The following is a 14,814-nucleotide window of genomic DNA, read 5'->3' as shown; positions in this document are numbered from 1 at the left end:
TGGGTGGGGTTAGTGCGGGTGGGGCGGCCTTGGCCTCCCGCCTGGGCCCATCTTCCACCGCTGCGGCGGTGGGGCGGGTAGCGCCCATGGGTGGGGTGATGGGTATGCCCGGTCTGGGCGCCCCCACCACCACTGGTGGGGCGCGCGTGGGTGGGGCGCGCCCGCCGGTGGGTGGCATGCTGGCCCCTAGCAGCGGCACCGCGGCGGGGGCTAAAACTCCCGCTAGTGGTACCCGGCCCGCGATGGCCCGCCCGGGCGTGGCCCGGGCGGGGATGGGGCCAGTGAGCGGGGTTGGGGCCACGGCCACCAGCCCGGCAGGCAAGCCGGCTAGCGCCGCTGGTGGGGCCCGCCCCGCTGGTGGGGCCCGCCCCGGCGGCGCGGCTCGGCCCGCTGGTGGGGTGTGGGGTGCCAACAGTGCCGCCGGGGGCAAGGACAAAAAAGATCAACGGGCTTCCCGGCCGCACCTGCTGGGCTACCAGCCCACCCGCCTGACAGAAGAAGACGCCCCCCAGATCGATCCCAGCATCTATGGGGCAGGCAACGCCCAATCCCTGCGTCCCGCCCCCCGCGACGACAGCGACGAATGGTAACCACCGGCTAGGACTTGGCTGCAAGAAGTTGGGGGCTGCCGACACAAACAGGCAGCCCCCAACTGTTGCCAGCAGTCCCGGCTGCGTCTGCGAGGTCGGCTCGCCCTCACTAAAACAGCAGCAGGGTTCCGGTCACCAGGAGAGTCGCCCCCATTTCGAGTAGGCCGATGAATCGAGGGCTGAAAGGTTTGTTGCCGCGGTGTTGACGGGCAGGCATTATTGCCGCTCGCCCGGTCAGCAGCAGCCACACCGCTACCTGTCCCCACAGCGGCCCGCTGCCGACGCCTACCACCAAGCCAGGAACGAGAGCTAGCAACACCACTGTTCCCAGCATCGCCACGTGCCAAACGACAGAGGCGGCAAAGTGGCCGCGAGAGCGACGTTTGCGGATTAGCGCCTTTACGTGCAGGACGGTGCCGAGGAAATACCCGGTGAGCAGCGCGGTTATTAGCCAGCCTGACGGTGACATGCCAAGGCCGGGGAAGCCCAACTGGTGGGTGAGCCATTGTGTCCAGCCCGGCCCGGCCGTCGGCGGCGCTGCCAGCTCAGCACTGGCTGCCGGGCTCACGCTCACGGCGATGGGGGTCAATAGGCCCGCCGCCAACACGGTGGCGAATCCCGAGAGCAGGGAGCGCTCAGCATGCCGCCACACTTCCCCAATGGCAAGCCCGAAGAGTGGCCCGAACGCCACTGCCCAACCCAGCAGCCCGGGAGCGCTAACCAGCGTCACCGCAGTGGCCAGTGCGCTGACCGTGCCGTAGGTCAGCAGTGGGGGCAAGTATTGGGCGCGCCGCGGAGCCTTCGTCTTAAACCACAGGGTCCAGGCATGAAATGCCAAGTAGCCGACGAACCAGGCGACGAAGAGCGGCAGATGCCGCCAGCTTCCGCCGCCGTGAAGCATGCCCAACAGTGGGGGGACGACGAGCATCGCCCACGCTCCATGCTGGTCTGGCACCCACCCCCGGTTGGGGCGGCGGGTCGGGGGGCGGGTTCGTTGCGTGGTCACATAAATGGATACTAGTTCGCCTGCGCCCAGCAAGATAGGTATGCCTAACTAGCGATGGCTTGTGGGAATCCACCAGGAGGCGTGGTGCACATTGTCTGCCCTGCCCACTGCCAAACCTACGGCGGCGTAAGTTACGGTGGCGTAGGTGCCGCCTGTTGGCACGCAACTACTGCCTCGGCGGCAGGAAGGAGACGGACCGCGTGATCACACCCCCCGCCACGATTCGGCTGCTCGACGCGAACGGCACCTTGACGGAGCACGAGACCTATTCCCCCTATCTCGCGGACCTCACGGATACCGATTTGGTCGATTTGTATCGGAGCATGGTGTTGGCGCGGCACTTCGATACCGCCGCCACCAATCTGCAACGGCACGGGGAACTTGCCCTGTGGGTCCCGTTGCGTGGCCAGGAAGGTATTCAGGCGGGCACCGCCCGCGCGCTGCAGGCCAGCGACATCCTTGTCCCCTCCTACCGCGAGCAACTGCTGCTGCGTGCCCGCGGCATCACCAGCGCCCAGATCCTCTCCCTCTTCCGTGGAGCCTGTCATGGAGGTTGGGATCCGGTGGTTACCAACACACACGTGCCAACCTTGGTCATCGGTGCCCAGGCCCACCACGCCGTCGGGCGCGCCCAGGCCCTCAACTTCGATGCCCAGGCGGCAGGCCAGTCCCACCCGGACAGGGCCGTCGTCGTTTGCTTCGGGGACGGCGCCACCTCCCAAGGTGACGTCAACGAGGCCATGGTGTTTGCGGCCTCCACGCAGGCCCCCGTCGTGTTCTTGTGTCAGAACAATGGGTGGGCGATCTCAGTGCCCACCACCGTGCAGGCCCGCGTGCCTATCGCGGCCCGCGCCCCCGGCTTCGGTATCCCCTCCGTGCGGGTCGATGGTAACGACCCCCTGGCCAGCTACGCGGTGCTCACGCAGAGCCTGCGCCGCGCTCGCTCCGGCGGCGGGCCGAGCTTCGTGGAGGCCGTCACCTACCGCATGGGGGCGCATACCACCTCCGATGACCCCACTCGTTACCGCACCGCAGCAGAGGAGGAAGCCTGGGCCGCCAAGGATCCGATTGCGCGCCTGGCCACCTTCCTGCGGCGCCGCGACCTCCTCGACGACGCCCGCGCAGCCGGGATCGAGGAGGAAGGCCGGGAAGTGGCAGCTGAAGCCCGGGCTGCCATCGCTGCCATCGATCCGGGGAGCCCGGTGAGCTTTTTTGCTCACGTCACCGCCCTGCCCCATCCGCTGATTGCCGCGGAACAGGAGTGGTTTACGCAATTCCAAGCCTCGTTTTCGTCGGAGGAGAGCAGCCAATGACCAGGCAAACACTAACTATGGTCGGGGCGATTAACGCCGCCCTGGCGCTCGCGCTGGCCGAAGATCCTCACACCATTTTGCTGGGCGAAGACATCGGACAATTGGGAGGGGTATTCCGGGTCACCGACGGCCTGCAGGCCCGGTTCGGCGCTGAACGGGTGCGAGACACCCCGCTGGCAGAGGCGGGCATAGTTGGCACCGCCATTGGCATGGCGCAAGGTGGCTACCGGCCCGTGGTGGAGATCCAATTCGACGGCTTCGTTTTTCCGGCCTTCAACCAGATCACCACCCAGTTGGCAAAAATGCAGCAGCGCACCGGCGGGGCCATGCAGATGCCGGTAACAATCCGCATCCCGTTCGCTGGCGGTATCGGGGCAGTCGAACACCACTCCGAGTCCCCCGAGGTGTACTTCATGCACACCCCCGGCCTACGGGTTATCACCCCTGGCTGTGTGCAGGACGCCTTCACCATGACGTATCAGGCAATCATGAGCCCTGACCCGGTGATACTGCTCGAACCCAAGGCGCGCTATTGGGACAAGGCCGAAGTGGATACCACGCGGCCGGACATCTCCCCGGAGGCACTGGCCTACGGTCTGCATTCGGCGCGCGTCGTCCGGCCCGGGAGCGATATCACCCTGGTGGCGTACGGGCCGATGGTACGCACGGCCCTGGCGGCGGCCGCCGTCCTGGCCGAGGAAGGCAAGGAGGCAGAGGTGGTGGATTTGCGTTCCCTCAACCCGTTGGATGTGCCCACCCTGGTTGCTAGCGCCCAGAAGACCGGGCGAGTGGTGGTCATGCACGAAGCATCTACGTTCGCGGGACCAGGGGCGGAGATAGCGGCGGCCATCACCGAGGGGGCGTTTACGCACCTGTATGCGCCCGTGGCGCGGGTGGGGGGCTTCCACACGCCCTATCCGCCAGCCAAGCACGAACACGCCTGGTTGCCGAGCCTTGACCGGGTGCTCGACGCCGTGGACCGCACACTGCAATAGGGGGTAAAAATGCTGCAATTTCGGTTGCCTGACGTGGGCGAAGGGTTGACGGAAGCCGAGGTGGTGACGTGGCTGGTGGCCGTGGGCGATACCGTGAGCATCGACGATCCGCTGTGCGAGATAGAGACCGCCAAGTCGATCGTGGAGCTGCCCAGCCCACACGCGGGCACGGTCACGGCGTTGTTGGCGGAGGTCGGGCAGGTGCTGCCAGTAGGCAGCCCGCTCGTTGAGTTTGCGAGCGCGGCGGCGGGGGGAGAGACCACGGACGACGACGGGCAGGCAACGGCCCCGTCGGCGCCCGGGCAGGCGGAGGGCAGCGTCGGTGTCGCACCAGTGCCTGCCGCGGAGGGAGAGCCTTCCCTCCGCGGCCCCGCCGCTGCCCTGGTCGCTGCCAGCGATGCTCCACGCGCAGGCTCTGGCTCGGTGCTGGTGGGCTACGGCACGGCCGGGTTGGCCGAACGTCGGCGTCCCCGCCGCGGCGGCCCGAGCGGCCCGGTGCAGTTGACTCCGTACGGGCCGCACGCGGAGCAGCGCGGGCCGAGCACCCGCCGGGCCACGCCCCCGGTGCGCCGCCTGGCGGCCGAGCTGGGGATTGCGCTAGCAGAGGTGCCTAGCAGCGACGAGCAGGGCGTAATCCGGCGGGCTGACGTGTTGGCCTACGCCGCCGAGCACGACGCTAAAGCACTGCTGCACGACGTGGCTAAGCGGGACGCTCTCTACGGGGCGGGCGCGATCGGGGCGCCGGGGGCGGCGGGCACCCCCGGCCTGTCGTTGGCGCATGATGTCACCCTGGCGAAGGTCGACGGTGGCCTGGACGCCTCGTGGCTGACGGGCGGAGTGACCGCTCCTGACGGGCGCTCGACGCGGGTGCCCGCCTCCTCGGTGCGGCGGGCGACGGCACGGGCCATGGTCGAATCGGCATTCACGGCACCGCACGTGACGGTATTCCACACGGTTGATGTCACCCGCACCCTGGAGCTGGTGGACGCGCTGAAAGCGGATCGGGAGTTTGCTGGCATAAAGGTAACGCCGCTGCTGATTGTCATGAAGGCGCTGCTGCTGGCCATCCGGCGCCACCCGGAAATCAATGCCACCTGGGATGAAGAGCGGCGGGAGATCATCTACCACCACCATGTGGCCCTGGGGGTAGCTGCCTCGACCCCGCGCGGTTTGCTCGTGCCCAATATTAAGGACGCGGAGCGTAAATCCCTGGCCCAGTTAGGGCGGGAGTTGGGGGAACTTATTGCGCAGGCGCGGGCGGGTACGACCCCAGTGGCGGCTATGCGGGGCGGCACGGTCACCATCTCCAATTTTGGGGTGTTTGGGATCGATGCAGGCACGCCAATCCTGAACCCGGGCGAGGCCGCCATCTTGGGCTTTGGCGCTATTTCGCAGCGCCCCTGGGTGGTGGACGGGCAGCTCGCCGTGCGGTGGGTCACGCAGCTGTCATTGAGTTTCGATCACCGGCTGGTTGACGGGGAATTGGGTTCGCGCGTGTTGGCGGATATTGCCCGGGTCATGTCCGACCCCGCGCAAGCCCTGGTCTGGGGCTAGGTAGGCCAGCTGGTGGGCGCCTGCCTTCTGTAACGGGCGCCACGCATGTGAAATAAGTCCCTTTTTTGGGGATTGTCTCCAGTGTTCGGCAGTTTTTGTGTCGACAGTCACGATCGTTGGCGAGAGTGTTTTCGTGACGGTCACTCCTGGCCTATGCCCGCTCGTTACCAACTGGGACTTTGGGTTCAGTTCGCTGCACTTGCTTGCGGATGGTGGCGAGCCGGAAGGATGCGAGCAGTTGAGAAATTGTGTAACGCCTGTGAGAAAACCCAGTAAGTTGAGGGGGCTCATTGTATTTTCGCGCAAAAGTGAGACGGGTGGTGCGTGCAATTTACCTGCGTCCAGTCGGTGGACAATCCGCGCCGTTATGGCGCATAAATATGCATTAGTGTTTTCGCTCACAATTGCATTGGTGAATGTAGGTTTTTGAGTCCGGAAGGGTGCTCTTTTCCAGCTGAAAGGACGCTGGTAGCTTGCCGTTATAAGTGGGCTAGATCAGCCACACGCTTCCATTAACAGAAGGCAGGAAATGAGCAAGAAGAAGGCATGGGCAAAGGGGACAGTCGCCGGTGTCGGCGCCCTGACGCTATTGGCTTCCACGGTGTTCACTGCTGCTGCGCTTAACCGGGGCACCCAGCCCGGCGAAGGCACGCAGGGATGTGACGTTTCGTGGACCGCCCAGTCGGTGCTCGACATCGACTTGGCCGAGAACGACCCGAACTACGGAAACCTGGTGCACGACGAGAAGGGCAACCCCGCTGGCACCAACTACCAGTGGACTGGTTTCATCAAGGAAGTGAGCCCGAAGCTCGGGCACGCAGGTTATATGGAGATCGGTCACCACTATCAGGATGGGGCCGACCCGACCCCCGTGCGGGTGGCCACCGGCACCACCAAGCAGCACTGGCGCGTCAACCTGGGCACCAACAAGGCGTTGAAGAACGCCAAGGTCATCTTCACCTTGCCGCCCGAAGTGCGCGGCAAGGAGGTGTTTGTTGACCTCCAGGGGGGTGTCGACAACGTCAACACCTGGGGCAACGAGCCCTACACCCAATACCGGGCTGGCCGTACTCCGCTGACGCAGGGGGCCGTCGTCGACAACGGCAACGGCACTTGGACGATCAACATCGGTGACCTGCCGGCCATGAACTCGCGTGTCGTCGACTTCTACGTGCGGGTTGGTACCAGTCTGAACCTGACCGACCAGTTCGTGGCCACCGCGGTGCTGACCGCTCGGGGCACTGACCCGCAGTGCACTCAGCGCCCGCCGCAGCCGCAGGATCGCGTCGAGTTTGGTCAGTGGACCGACGGGGCCATCACCTGCGAGAAGGGCACGGTGACCCAGACCCGGACGAAGACCACCACTCCCTTCACGTGGGACGACGGCACCCAGCAGTGGGTGCCGGGCACCCCGGTGGTGACCCAGGAAACCCAGGAGCGTGACAAGACGGAGCAGGAGCGCGAGCAGTGCAAGCCGCAGGATCTTGTCGAGTTCGGACAATGGGAGGACGGGGAGGTTACCTGTGCTAAGACCACGGTGACCCAGACTCGGACGAAGACCACCACGCCGCACGTGTGGGACAACAACACCAAGACCTGGAAGCCGGGCACCCCGGTGGTGACCACCGAAACCCAGGAGCGGCAAAAGACGCAGGCCGAGCACGAGCAGTGCAAGCCTGCCGACCGGATTGAGTACGGCGAGTGGACCGACGGGGCCATCACCTGCGACAAGCCCACCGTTACCCAGACGCGTTCGAAGTCCGTGACTACCTTCACCTTCGATGACGCGACCAAGACGTGGAAGCCGGGCGCCCCGGTGGTGACTGAGGAGACGCAGGAGCGCGACAAGACGCAGGCCGAGCACGAGCAGTGCAAGCCGGAGACGAAGACGGAGTTCTCGCAGTGGGCCGATGAGCAGTTGACCTGTGACAAGCCCACCGTCACGCAGAAGCGCACCAAGACCGTCACTGAGTACACCTTCGATGACGCGACCAAGACGTGGAAGCCGGGCACCCCGGTGGTGACCACCGAAACCCAGGAGCGCGACAAGACGCAGGCCGAGCACGAGCAGTGCAAGCCGGAGACGAAGACGGAGTTCTCGCAGTGGGCCGATGAGCAGTTGACCTGTGACAAGCCCACCGTCACGCAGAAGCGCACCAAGACCGTCACTGAGTACACCTTCGATGACGCGACCAAGACGTGGAAGCCGGGCGCCCCGGTGGTGACCGAGGAGACGCAGGAGCGCGACAAGACGCAGGCCGAGCACGAGCAGTGCAAGCCCGAGCCCAAGGTCGAATTCTCTGCCTGGGAAGACGGCAAGGTCACGTGTGAGTCCACCAAGGTCACGCAGAAGCGCACCAAGACCGTCACTGAGTACACCTTCGATGACGCGACCAAGACGTGGAAGCCGGGCACTCCGGTGGTGACCGAGGAGACGCAGGAGCGCGACAAGACGATGGCCGAGCACGAACAGTGCAAGCCGGAGAGCAAGGTCGAGATCTCGCAATGGCAGGACGAAAAGGTCACCTGCGAGTCCCCGAAGGTCAAGCAGACTCGCACCAAGACGGTGACCTCCGCCGTCTTCGACGAGGCCACCAAGACCTGGAAGATGGGCGAGCCCGTCGTCACCATCGAGGCCGGTGAGCGCGACAAGACCGACGCGGAGAAGGCCGCCTGCGCCCCGGGGGCGCCGGGTAAGCAACTGGCCAAGACCGGTTCCCCGATCCTGATCATTGGCTCTATCGCGGGGCTGCTAGCCCTGGCCGGTGGTGCCCTGGTCATTGCCAAGCGGCGGCGCGCCTAACTAGCGCCGGTGTGAGGCCACGGAGCGGGCGGGAAGGGAGCGTAATTTCTCTTCCCGCCCGCGTCGTTGTGTAACCTGCCCACGCGATGCAATCGACCCCGGAGGCGACAGATGTCCCCAAATCTACTTCCGTTCGGATACACCCCTGACGTCAGTGCAGTGGGAGGCAGTGTCTGGTTGACCGCCCTGGTGGGCGCCACCCCGTTGATTTTGTTCTTCGTGTTGTTGGGGGTGTTCAAGGTCAAGACGCACTGGTGCTCGCTGGCCGCCCTGGGGCTGTCGGCGGTGTTGGCGATCTTCGCCTACGGCATGCCCGCGCACCTGACCGCGCTGTCCGCCACGCAGGGGGTGGCCCTAGGGTTGGTGCCGATCATCTACATCATCATCGCCGCTGTGTGGCTGTATTCCCTCACGGAACGCTCGGGGCGCAGTGGCGACCTGCGGGCCGTCTTCAACGCGATCGGCAAGGGGGACATGCGGGCCCAGGCCCTCATCGTCGCGTTTAGCTTCTGTGGCCTGCTGGAGGGTTTGGCCGGTTTCGGGGCCCCGGTGGCCATCACGGGGGCGCTGCTGGTGTCCCTGGGGGTGCCCAAGATCAAGGCCGCCGTGCTGACGATGGTTGGTAACGCCATCAACGTGGGCTTCGGGGCGATGGCGATTCCCGTGACGACGGCGGGGCGCCTGGGCGGGCAAAACCCGTTGTACGTGGGGACGGTCATGGGACGCTTGTCGTGGCTCATCGCCATCTTCGTGCCGCTGCTGCTGCTCGGCATCATGGACGGCCGTCGCGGAATTAAGCAGCTGTGGCCGCTGGGGATCGTCGTCGGCGCAGCCACCGCCGCCGGGCACTTCTTCACCCCGCTGGTGTCTTACGAACTGACCGCCGTGACCGCCTCGCTGCTCGGCTTGGCTGCTGGGTATGTCTTCCTGCGCTTCTTCACCCCGACCACCCCACAGGAGCACCAAAGCCACGTGGACGCCGCTGACGTGCCCAACCGGCAGCGCGTCGTGCTGGCCCTGGCGCCCTACGTGTTGGTCGTGGCCATCATCGCCTTCACCAAGCTGTGGCGTCTTGGGGTGGACGTGGACGCCGCCCTGAAGGCCACCGATTTGGAGATCCGCTGGCCGGGCCTGTACGGGCAGTTGCTGACCGGGGACGGTCAGCCGTCGGGCTCTGCCGTCTACAAGCTGCAGTTGTTGTCCAACCCGGGTACGTGGATCTTCGTCACCGGCATCCTGGTGGCGCTCATCTACGCCCACTACGGGCGGCCCGGCCACTTCGAGATGCCGCTGCGGCGCTCGTTGGCCGCCCTGCCGCAGACCATCTACACGCTGCGTCTGTCCCTGCTGACCATCGCCCTGGTGATGGCCCTGGCGTTCGTCATGAACTTCTCGGGACAGACCACCGCCATTGGTGCGGCCCTGGCTACCACCGGTAGCGCCTTCGCGTTCCTCTCGCCGCTGCTGGGCTGGACGGGCACTGCCGTGGCGGGCTCGGCCACGAGCGCGGGAGCGTTGTTTGCCAACCTGCAGTCGACCGCGGCGGCGGGAGCTAACCTTGACCCGGGTGTGCTGCTGGCCGGTAACACGATCGGTGGCGGGCTCGGCAAGATCGTCTCGCCGCAGAACCTGGCGGTGGCGGCCACCGCCATCGACTCGCCCGGCAGCGAGCCGGAGATCCTGCGCAAGGCCGCGCCGTTCTCCATCGGCCTGATCTTGCTGCTGTGCGCCTTGGTGTTCCTGGCGTCGCAGGGCTGGCTGGGCGGTTACCTGCCCGACCCGGCGTCGTTCGCCCCCGCCGGGTAACCCACCCGCTTCGCTGCGGCCTCCGCCGCGCTGCCTGGTGCGCTCGGCGGGGGCCGCTCAGCGTGTGGGTCAGGGCCGGGGCAGCAGGAGGGTCAGGCCGCGGCGCAGCTGGGCGACGACGTCGGCGGTAGGGAGCGGGGGCGCGTTCAGCAGGTCGAGGGTGAGCCCGTTGACGAGGGCGGTCACGAGGCGGGCGGTGGCGGCGGGCGCTACCTCCGCGGCCAGTGCGCCAGAGCGCTGCGCGGCGGTCAGGGTGCTTTCGACCCAGGTTTGGAACTTTTGCAGGGCCTGCCAGTAGGGGCCAGCCAGCCAGGGTCGGGTGGCGGCGGCGGCCCCGAAGGCTACCCAGGCGGCGGCGTCTTCTCGCTGCACCGGCCCGGTGGGCAGGAGCTCGGCTAGGGCCTGGACGAGGCTCTCCGGATCGGTGGGGTCGACCTGGTGGGCGGTAATGCGCCGGGCCTGGCGCTGCACTGACCGGATTAGCGCGGTGGTGAGGAGGGCGCGGCGGGAGGAGGCGTGGTACTGCACGGTGCCGGGGGCAACTCCGAGTTCGCTGGCGACGCTGCGGACGCTGAGTTTGTCAAAACCCTGGCTGGCGATGACGCGAATGGCGGCGTCGGCGGTGCGGGCGGCAGCCTCGCCGAGGGGCTGGTCCAGCAATCCGGTGCTGGTCTCGGGTAGGGCGGCACGCATGAGCTTCCTCGGGCAGATCGCGATGGTGCTTTCACTATATCCCTCGTACGCTTGTACGATGTCTGTCGTACGAACGTATGACGCTTCTAAGTTGGCGGGAGAAGACGTGGAAAACTACCTCACCCTCGGCGCGCTAGCACTCCTGGACTCCATGAGCCTGGGCACGCTCGTCATACCGCTGGCCCTGGTGGTGCGCAGCCGCCGAGTCGAGCCGGTCGCCCTGACCGTCTACCTGGCAACCGTGAGCCTGGTGTACTTCGCCATCGGTATCGCACTGGTAGCCGGAATCGATCTCCTCAGCTCCACGTTTACGGCCCTGCAGCGCACCACGGCCTTCCACTGGCTCACCCTGGTTCTCGGCCTTGGCCTGGCCGGGGTCGGCATCCTCTGGCCCACACCCCCCAAGCCGGAGCCGGGCCGCGACGTCTTTGCCGACCGCCCCCGGCCCAGCAGCCTCGGCGCCATGATCGTGCTCGGCCTCGGGGCCTCCCTGACGGAAGTGGTCACCATGGTTCCCTACCTGGCCGCCACCGGCATCATGTCCACCATGCCGGTGGGCTGGGGCGGCAAGCTGGCATTGCTGGCCGCCTACTGCCTGGTCATGGTGCTGCCTGCCATCGTGCTGCTCAGCCTGGCCGCCCTGCTTGGCCACCGCATCTTCCCTTGGCTGAGCCGTCTGGCTCCGCGCCTGGAGTACGAAACCAAGATCACGCTGCTGTGGATCGCGGCGCTGGTGGGGCTGCAAATGATCTGGCGCGGCATCGGCGCCCTGCAGCTGCTCGGTACCTAACTGCCCGGCCAGGCCGCCCCCGCGCCGCCCATTTCGTGCCTGCCGTGTCACGTTTTGCTGGCCGTGCACCGCCGCCACCCTCCGGGTCAGTGAAGCGCTTTATCGCCTTATTTGCAACGAAAAAAGGCGACGAGGTATGAAACTGGTTGCGTCGCCCCTTAGCGTGGCAAACCTAAACCTAGTGGTCACCCAAAGGAGGGGATGCAGGTGCGTATCGCCCTGTTCGCAACATGTATCGGGGACGCCATGTTCCCGCAGGCGCCCCAAGCCACCGTCACCCTGCTGGAGCGACTCGGGCACGAAGTCGTCTTCCCGGAGGGCCAGGTGTGCTGCGGACAAATGCACGCCAATACCGGCTACTTCAAGGAAGCCAGCTCCATCGTTGCCAACCACGTGCGCACCTTCACCCCCGTGCTCGACGGGGAGTGGGACGCCATCGTCGTCCCCTCCGGTTCCTGCACCGGCGCCGTGCGGCACGAACAATCCATGGTGCTCGAACACGTCGGCCAGGACGCCCTGGCCGACCAGGCGCGCGCCATCGCCAAGCACACCTACGACCTGTCCGAACTCCTCGTCGACGTGCTCGGCGTCGTCGACGTCGGCGCCTACTTCCCCCATCGCGTCGTCTACCACCCCACCTGCCACTCGATGCGGGTGGCCAAGGTCGGTGACCGGCCCTACCGGCTGCTGCGCGCCGTGCAAGGCATCGACCTCGTCGACCTGCCCGACGCGGAGGTCTGCTGCGGCTTCGGCGGCACCTTCTCCATGAAAAACCACGAGACCTCCGCCGCCATGCTGGCCGCCAAGATGACCAACGTGCTGTCCACGCAGGCCGAGATCCTCACCACCGGCGACTACTCGTGCCTCATGAACATCGGGGGCGGCCTGGCGCGCCTCAACTCCGGGGTGCGCATCATGCACATGGCCGAAATCTTGGCCTCCACCCAGGACGCCCCGTTCGTCGGCAACGTCTCCTTTGCCCCCGCCAGCCTGGAAGCGAGTACGCGATGAGTGAAGTATTCCTGGGCATGCCCCGCCCCGCCGGGGCCCAAAACACCGGCGGCTGGATCACCACCGTCAAGCAGCCCGCCGATACCCTACGCTGGGGTCCCACCTTCCAGGAAGGTGCCCACCGCACCCTGGCCAACACCCAGATGCGGCGCAACCTCGGCTACGCCACCCGCACCATCCGCGGCAAGCGGGCCCTGCGGGTCGAAGAAATGCCCGACTGGGAAGAGCTGCGCGCCGCCGGGGCCGCCATCAAGCACGAGGTCATGAGCAACCTGCCCGAACTGCTTGAACAGTTCGCCGCTAATGTCGAGGCCAACGGCGGCATCGTCCACTGGGCCCGCGACGCCGCCGAAGCCAACGCCATCGTCCTGGACATCATCCGCTCCAAGGGCGTCGACGACGTCGTCAAGGTCAAGTCGATGGCCACCCAAGAGACCAACCTGAACGAGTACCTCGCCGAGCGGGGCGTCAAGGCCCACGAGACCGACCTGGCCGAGATGATCGTGCAGTTGGCCGACGACATGCCCAGCCACATCGTCGTGCCCGCCATTCACCGCAACCGAGCCGAAGTGCGCGGCATCTTCCTCGACAAGATGCCAAACGCCCCGCGCGACCTGTCCACCGACCCGCAGGAGCTGACCAACACGGCGCGCATGCACCTGCGCAAAAAGTTCCTCCAGGCCACCGTCGCCGTCTCCGGCACCAACATGGGAATCGCCGAAACCGGCACCGTGTCCATTTACGAGTCGGAAGGCAATGGCCGCATGTGCCTGACCCTGCCCGACACCCTGATCACCCTGATGGGCATCGAGAAGGTGGTGCCGCGCTTCCGCGACGTGGAGGTCTTCAGCCAATTGCTGCCGCGTTCGGCCACCGGGGAGCGCATGAACCCCTACACCTCCATGTGGACGGGGGTGCACGAGGGTGACGGACCGCAAGAGTTCCACCTCATCCTCATGGACAACGGCCGCTCGCGCGTCCTCACCGACGCCATCGGACGGCAGGCCCTGCACTGCATCCGCTGCGGCGCCTGCATGAACATCTGCCCCGTCTACCAGCACACCGGTGGGCATGCCTACGGCTCCGTCTACCCGGGCCCCATCGGGGCCATCCTCACCCCGCAACTGACCCAGGGCCTCAAGCACGACGACCCCGTCCACACCCTGCCCTTCGCCTCCTCCCTGTGTGGGGCGTGCGGAGACGTATGCCCGGTGAAGATCGAAATCCCCGACGTCCTCATCCACCTGCGTGCCCGCAGCGTGGAGGAAGCCGGCAAGACCCTGCCGGACATGTGGGACATCGGCATGAAGGCCTCCACGCGGCCCATGTCCAGCGCCCGCGCCTGGAAGCTGGCCACCAAACCCCTGAAGGTCACCCGGCTGCTCGGCCGCAAGAAGAACCGCATCGGAGCGTTGCCCTTCCCCGCCTCCCTGTGGACCGGGGTGCGTGACCTGCCGGTGGCCCCCAAAGAGACCTTCCGGCAGTGGTGGGACCGCACGCACGGCGAAAAGAAAGGCAAGTGATGGACGCCAAAACCGCGATTCTGGCCCGCGTACGTGACGCCCTGGCCAAGTCCCAGCGGGCCCCCGCCCCGCCGGTGCCGCGCGACTACCGCCAGGTGGGGGAGCACGCTCCCGGCTCGGCGCCCGTCGTCGAGGCCATGGTTGAGTCCCTGGAGGACTACGGGGCTGACGTGCGGGTGGTGGCCGACAGGCAGGCCGTGGCCGACGCCATCGACGCCCTGCTCGGGCAGGCCCGCAGCGTCGTGATCCCCGCTGGCCTGCCCGCCGCATACCAGCAGGCCGCCGCCCGCGGTGACCGCGAGGTGCGGGTCGACACCCGCGAGCAGCCCCTAAGCAAGGACGAACTGGATGCCACCGATGCGGTGCTGACCTGCTGTCGGCTCGGCATCTCCCTGTCCGGCACCATCGTGCTCGACGGGCAGGAAGACCAAGGCCGCCGCGCCATCACCCTGGTGCCCGACAAGCACGTGATCGTCCTGGAACGCGAAACGATCCAGCCGACCGTCCCGCAGGCCGTGGCCATCCTCGGTGAGCACCCGACCCGACCCCTGACCTGGATCGCCGGACCGAGCGCCACCTCCGACATTGAGCTGGTGCGCATCAACGGCGTGCACGGCCCCCGGCAGCTGGGGGTCGCCATCGTCGGCTAAGCCAGACAACGGAGCGGGGGCGGGTGGCCAAGGGCAGCCCGCCCCCGCCCTGTGTGCGCTCGCAGTCGGCACTACAGTGG

At 66.7% G+C, this 14,814-nt stretch carries 11 protein-coding genes and 1 pseudogene; 10 read left to right on the top strand and 2 right to left on the bottom strand.

Annotated features, from left to right (window positions below; translation table 11 throughout):
• Positions 1-590 (top strand): annotated as a pseudogene (locus BSZ40_RS11945) (hypothetical protein); the annotation flags it as partial.
• A 109-nt stretch (positions 591-699) separates the two neighbouring features.
• On the opposite strand, the gene BSZ40_RS09470 reads toward BSZ40_RS11945, so the two are convergent.
• Positions 700-1,545 carry a YwiC-like family protein gene (locus tag BSZ40_RS09470; RefSeq protein ID WP_281246643.1) on the bottom strand — a complete coding sequence of 282 codons (846 nt, stop codon included), beginning with the start codon at positions 1,543-1,545 and terminating at the stop codon, positions 700-702.
• A gap of 251 nt (positions 1,546-1,796) precedes the next feature.
• Between BSZ40_RS09470 and BSZ40_RS09465 the strand changes: the two genes are divergently transcribed.
• The 5 genes from BSZ40_RS09465 to BSZ40_RS09445 all read left to right on the top strand — a co-directional run bounded on the left by BSZ40_RS09465 (position 1,797) and on the right by BSZ40_RS09445 (position 10,067).
• Entirely contained in the window at positions 1,797-2,909 is a 1,113-nt protein-coding gene (locus BSZ40_RS09465; RefSeq protein WP_073825694.1) for a thiamine pyrophosphate-dependent enzyme, read from the top strand.
• The gene (locus BSZ40_RS09460; RefSeq protein ID WP_073825692.1) at positions 2,906-3,904 is read left to right on the top strand and encodes an alpha-ketoacid dehydrogenase subunit beta; all 999 of its coding nucleotides are present in this window, start codon (positions 2,906-2,908) and stop codon (positions 3,902-3,904) included. The genes BSZ40_RS09465 and BSZ40_RS09460 overlap by 4 nt, the downstream gene beginning before the upstream one ends.
• A gap of 9 nt (positions 3,905-3,913) precedes the next feature.
• Positions 3,914-5,458, top strand: coding sequence for a dihydrolipoamide acetyltransferase family protein (locus BSZ40_RS09455; protein ID WP_073825689.1), 1,545 nt, complete (start codon positions 3,914-3,916; stop codon positions 5,456-5,458).
• A gap of 529 nt (positions 5,459-5,987) precedes the next feature.
• Positions 5,988-8,261: a hypothetical protein gene (locus BSZ40_RS09450; RefSeq protein WP_073825688.1), complete on the top strand. Its 2,274-nt coding sequence runs from the start codon at positions 5,988-5,990 to the stop codon at positions 8,259-8,261.
• Between the two features lie 111 nt (positions 8,262-8,372).
• Positions 8,373-10,067, top strand: a complete 1,695-nt coding sequence (locus BSZ40_RS09445; RefSeq protein WP_073825685.1) for an L-lactate permease — start codon at positions 8,373-8,375, stop codon at positions 10,065-10,067.
• 69 nt (positions 10,068-10,136) lie between these two features.
• Here BSZ40_RS09445 and BSZ40_RS09440 read toward each other — a convergent pair whose 3' ends face one another.
• Entirely contained in the window at positions 10,137-10,760 is a 624-nt protein-coding gene (locus BSZ40_RS09440; protein WP_073825683.1) for a TetR/AcrR family transcriptional regulator, read from the bottom strand.
• Between the two features lie 58 nt (positions 10,761-10,818).
• On the opposite strand from BSZ40_RS09440, the gene BSZ40_RS09435 reads away from it, so the two are divergent.
• From BSZ40_RS09435 to BSZ40_RS09420, 4 genes are all read left to right on the top strand, one after another.
• Positions 10,819-11,550 carry a GAP family protein gene (locus BSZ40_RS09435; RefSeq protein ID WP_245793995.1) on the top strand — a complete coding sequence of 244 codons (732 nt, stop codon included), beginning with the start codon at positions 10,819-10,821 and terminating at the stop codon, positions 11,548-11,550.
• Positions 11,551-11,757: 207 nt separating this feature from the next.
• Positions 11,758-12,561: a (Fe-S)-binding protein gene (locus tag BSZ40_RS09430; protein ID WP_073825703.1), complete on the top strand. Its 804-nt coding sequence runs from the start codon at positions 11,758-11,760 to the stop codon at positions 12,559-12,561.
• Positions 12,558-14,084 (top strand): LutB/LldF family L-lactate oxidation iron-sulfur protein, encoded by a 1,527-nt coding sequence (locus BSZ40_RS09425; protein WP_073825679.1) that lies wholly within the window; start codon positions 12,558-12,560, stop codon positions 14,082-14,084. The genes BSZ40_RS09430 and BSZ40_RS09425 overlap by 4 nt, the downstream gene beginning before the upstream one ends.
• Positions 14,084-14,734 carry a LutC/YkgG family protein gene (locus tag BSZ40_RS09420; RefSeq protein WP_073825677.1) on the top strand — a complete coding sequence of 217 codons (651 nt, stop codon included), beginning with the start codon at positions 14,084-14,086 and terminating at the stop codon, positions 14,732-14,734. The genes BSZ40_RS09425 and BSZ40_RS09420 overlap by 1 nt, the downstream gene beginning before the upstream one ends.
• The last annotated feature ends 80 nt before the right edge of the window (positions 14,735-14,814 follow it).

Origin of the sequence: Buchananella hordeovulneris (genome assembly GCF_001907235.1) — a bacterium.
GTDB classification, from domain to species: Bacteria; Actinomycetota; Actinomycetes; order Actinomycetales; family Actinomycetaceae; genus Buchananella; species Buchananella hordeovulneris.
Note: the sequence above shows the minus strand (reverse complement) of the source record. Positions and strands in the feature narration are given on the sequence as shown.

Coding starts and splice junctions, on each gene's coding strand:
- BSZ40_RS09460 (WP_073825692.1), top strand. CDS start 2,906: ATGACCAGGCAAACACTAACTATGGTCGGGGCGATTAACGCCGCCCTG.
- BSZ40_RS09455 (WP_073825689.1), top strand. CDS start 3,914: ATGCTGCAATTTCGGTTGCCTGACGTGGGCGAAGGGTTGACGGAAGCC.
- BSZ40_RS09450 (WP_073825688.1), top strand. CDS start 5,988: ATGAGCAAGAAGAAGGCATGGGCAAAGGGGACAGTCGCCGGTGTCGGC.
- BSZ40_RS09445 (WP_073825685.1), top strand. CDS start 8,373: ATGTCCCCAAATCTACTTCCGTTCGGATACACCCCTGACGTCAGTGCA.
- BSZ40_RS09440 (WP_073825683.1), bottom strand. CDS start 10,760: ATGCGTGCCGCCCTACCCGAGACCAGCACCGGATTGCTGGACCAGCCC.
- BSZ40_RS09435 (WP_245793995.1), top strand. CDS start 10,819: ATGTCTGTCGTACGAACGTATGACGCTTCTAAGTTGGCGGGAGAAGAC.
- BSZ40_RS09425 (WP_073825679.1), top strand. CDS start 12,558: ATGAGTGAAGTATTCCTGGGCATGCCCCGCCCCGCCGGGGCCCAAAAC.
- BSZ40_RS09420 (WP_073825677.1), top strand. CDS start 14,084: ATGGACGCCAAAACCGCGATTCTGGCCCGCGTACGTGACGCCCTGGCC.